General features: G+C 36.4%; 2 protein-coding genes and 1 pseudogene. 2 read left to right on the plus strand and 1 reads right to left on the minus strand.

Annotated elements, in window-relative coordinates:
* Positions 1 to 533: pseudogene (locus COJ46_RS19350) on the plus strand (bclA protein); the annotation flags it as partial.
* Between the two features lie 395 nt (positions 534 to 928).
* Here COJ46_RS19350 and COJ46_RS19355 read toward each other — a convergent pair.
* The gene (locus COJ46_RS19355; RefSeq protein WP_098566204.1) at positions 929 to 1,648 is read right to left on the minus strand and encodes a hypothetical protein; all 720 of its coding nucleotides are present in this window, start codon (positions 1,646 to 1,648) and stop codon (positions 929 to 931) included.
* 776 nt (positions 1,649 to 2,424) lie between these two features.
* On the opposite strand from COJ46_RS19355, the gene COJ46_RS19360 reads away from it, so the two are divergent.
* Positions 2,425 to 2,895, plus strand: a complete 471-nt coding sequence (locus COJ46_RS19360; protein ID WP_098566205.1) for an Imm26 family immunity protein — start codon at positions 2,425 to 2,427, stop codon at positions 2,893 to 2,895.
* Positions 2,896 to 3,466: the final 571 nt, after the last annotated feature.

The following is a 3,466-nucleotide window of genomic DNA, read 5'->3' on the forward strand; positions in this document are numbered from 1 at the left end:
CAGATGGAGCAACAGGAGCAACAGGAGCAACTGGTATAGTTGAGGGATGTTTATGTGATTGCTGTGTTTTTCCTATGCAAAACGTTTTACAACAACTTGTTGGTGAGACTGTAATTCTTGGCACTATTGCAGACTTACCAAATCAACCTCCTCTCTTTTTTTTATTCACTATTATTTCAGTAAATGATTATTTAGTTACTGTTTCAGATGGCGTGTCAACCTTTGTGGTCAATATTTCTGATGTGATAGGAGTAGGATTTTTACCACCTGGACCTACTATCAACTTGTTGCCACCTGTTGATTCTGGGTGTGAATGTGATTGTCGTGAACGACCAATCAGACAATTGCTGGATACACTTATAGGTTCAACAGTGGATCTTTTAATAAGTAATGGTTCTACAGCAGCAAATTTTATAGTGGAACAAGCAGGTCTTGGTATAGTGTTAGGTACTTTTCCAATAGATCCATCTGATCCAACTTCGATTTTTAGATTTGCAATTTCAACTTGTAAAATTACGGCTATAAAAATATAAACCGTTGTCCTTCTGTGACTTAGCTTCGTTTTTTTATGAAAATTGGAAATGAAAAATATAGTTAAGCAACTAACGAATGCAATAGTTGAACAACTTGATCGGCTGTTTAGCCGATTTTTTTGTTGAACTAAATGGCAGTTTAGTTCAATAAGGAATTACTAAAAAAACATAGAATATTAGAAAAAGTAATAGGTGATTGAAAATGGGGAACTACGAAAACGATTGTGATTGACGATGACATAGAGAAGCAGCTTGATCAGTTTGCCAAGCAAAAAGGGGTGAAAATAATTCGGATTTACTGGAAGTCGTCTTTTTGGATTTGTTTGAACGGTATCAATAAAAAAGGGTGAAGCTACTGCTCCACCTTTTTGTGATATAAGAAATTATAGATAGAGTCAACTAAACCGGATGTTGCTTACATCGATCGCAACGAACAGCATATCGCGAACTGGTTCCATATTCGGTCCGCGTAAATAAGCGCGGCGTTTTGTAGGATAACGAAAGCCTTCAACCTCGATGTAGTCGTCGATATATTGCGCCGCCGGAAAGCTGCCTGCCACATCAACATGATAGTCGTGTCTGCGCAGCTGTAAATCAGCGTCAAAATAGAAGTCCTGCTCCTTACTGTGACTAGCAATGTTATCGGGAAACCTTACACGCAATCCTTGCCAAGTCTCATTGCCTTCTTTCCAGGATGGGATTTCTCTGACCTCAAACCCCGGCATCATCATGAAAAAAGGTGTAGTCAAGTATGTCCACATTGCGTATCCATTGAAATAGGCTCGATGAAGTGGATTCCATGGTGTGTTCATCGTATGATTCGCAAACGAGGTCCTAGGATCGTCCTGCTCGCGAATGACTTCTCCGGACAAGGTTTCAATCGCAATACGATTGGGGCTAAAGGAAGTCCGCCAATCAGGTTGACCGAATGGAGTGACAGATGCGATTTCAGAGTGAAGCGCGATTGTCATCTCACGAGGATCAGAGTCTTGAACTAGCCCTTTCAATGCCCATAACCCTCCCCCGGTGATTATCGTGGCAGTTAATGAATTATATTTTTTCCAACGGTCTAACCCGCCATGCGCTTCTATTACTTTTACCAACAATTCGTTCATATGTTCCTCCTTGTCTTAGACCGCCTCTGCTGTTTCAGCATGTTATTCAATTAGTCAGATTCAGCAGAACGCTCAAACCATGTTTTGACCTCTTCAAGCCGTTTGGTATAAGCTTCGTGTATCGTATATGCATCTTGTGAACCAACCGGTAAGCGAAGCGGTGAATTGCCGCTATTAATAACGGAAATGATCAGTTGCACTGCTTTTGCCGTCCGGTGACAGTTAGCTTTGATGATAAAACTTGATGGAATTGGACCTTAATAGAATCACCAAAATTCTCAATTGTATCCAAAATTGAATCAGTATCATTTCTTATAATTGCAGCATTGTCTGCTGGTGTTTCATTTCTACTTCTAACAAATTAAAAGCTAGTTTATTATTGAATTAAGATGATTAAATAATTAATAAATTGTTTTGTTTAATTAAAATTAAAAAAATCTTTAATTAAAGGTAAAAAAAATTTAAAAAAAATTAATTACTTTTAATTTATTAGGATATTTTTTAATAACCAAGGTTTAAAAACGATGTATTACTTAAATAATTTATCTCTAATTCGAGATAATATTAACTCAAAGATATTTTAAAGTCAATTACAAAGATTATTAAATATATTTGTGAATAAGGTAGTAGCCGAGCCGTTTTGCAACTAACGCATGCATTAGTTGTACAACGTGAGTTGCTTCGGCGGCTCTTTTTTTGTTCAATTAAATGGCAAGATAGTTGAATTAGAAATCATGATATAATGGGGGAAATTATGCTATAGGAGAATAGATAAAATGCGAAAAGTATCTTATCCATTTTTACCAAAGTCAAATTCATTTTTAATTCCAGGACAATACTGGGCAATTCCATTAAAGAACAACAAATTTGCATGTGGTCGTGTAATCGAAGTGTCAAAGGAAGATAAACGTGGTTTTTTAGCTGGATTAATGGATTGGCTAGGTGATGAATTACCAACTTCAGAATCAATTGCAGGAAAAAAGACTCTAAGGCAAGGTGATGTCCATATAAAAACTATCCATGAAACAAGTGTAGATGGCATGGTATTGGGCTACCGTTCACTAAAAGAAGATGGTATCGATTCTGATATGTTTAAATCAGAAAGTGCCTTTTCTGAATCCTGCAAATTAATGAAAGGGTACGAAGAAATTCGCCCAATAAACAAAGAAGAATGGGAGAAATACTCTACATTCTCAACTTGGGGTTATCTTGTAATTAAAAATTTAGCTGAGGATTATTTTTTGTAAAATGCGTTAATCCTTATACAACTAACGCATGCATTAGTTGAACAACATGATCGGCTGTTTAGTCGATTTTTTTTATTCAACAAAATGGCAGGATAGTTCAACAAGGATAATGGTTGTTTGTGGTAAAATTTAAAAGGACTGGTTGCTTAATTAGGGGGTGTTAAGAATAAGAATTCCCGTACTTTCCAAATTGTAGACCGTTATTTTAGGCAGTTTAATGGCCACACCCAAGTAAATGTCGGAGACCTAAGAAGTTTACCTTACCCGAATAATTGTCTTAATTTTTCTCTTCTTCTTTCAGGTTCTTATGCAACTAAAGGGGCAGTTTGGTTGAGTAAGGGCTCAGATGGTTTTTTCTAATTGCTGTTTCATGTTTATTTGGTATGAGTGCATCTGTAGAAGAGTTTGATCCATTAATTGAAATAGTGGAAGAAAACAATCTTGAAGAAACCAAACGAATAGAAGAAATGTTTGGCGGTACCCCTAAGTGAACGTTAATGGATAACATTGTGATATGTAGCAAATGTGTTGGGAATTATTGGTTAGTTATGATTCTTTACTAATCGTTCTA

Source organism: Bacillus sp. AFS077874 (genome assembly GCF_002566505.1).
In the GTDB taxonomy this organism is placed as follows: domain Bacteria; phylum Bacillota; class Bacilli; order Bacillales; family Bacillaceae_G; genus Gottfriedia.

What these genes read in the sequence shown, in the direction of transcription:
- COJ46_RS19355 (WP_098566204.1), bottom strand. Translation starts at nt 1,648, where the DNA reads ATGAACGAATTGTTGGTAAAAGTAATAGAAGCGCATGGCGGGTTAGAC.
- COJ46_RS19360 (WP_098566205.1), top strand. Translation starts at nt 2,425, where the DNA reads ATGCGAAAAGTATCTTATCCATTTTTACCAAAGTCAAATTCATTTTTA.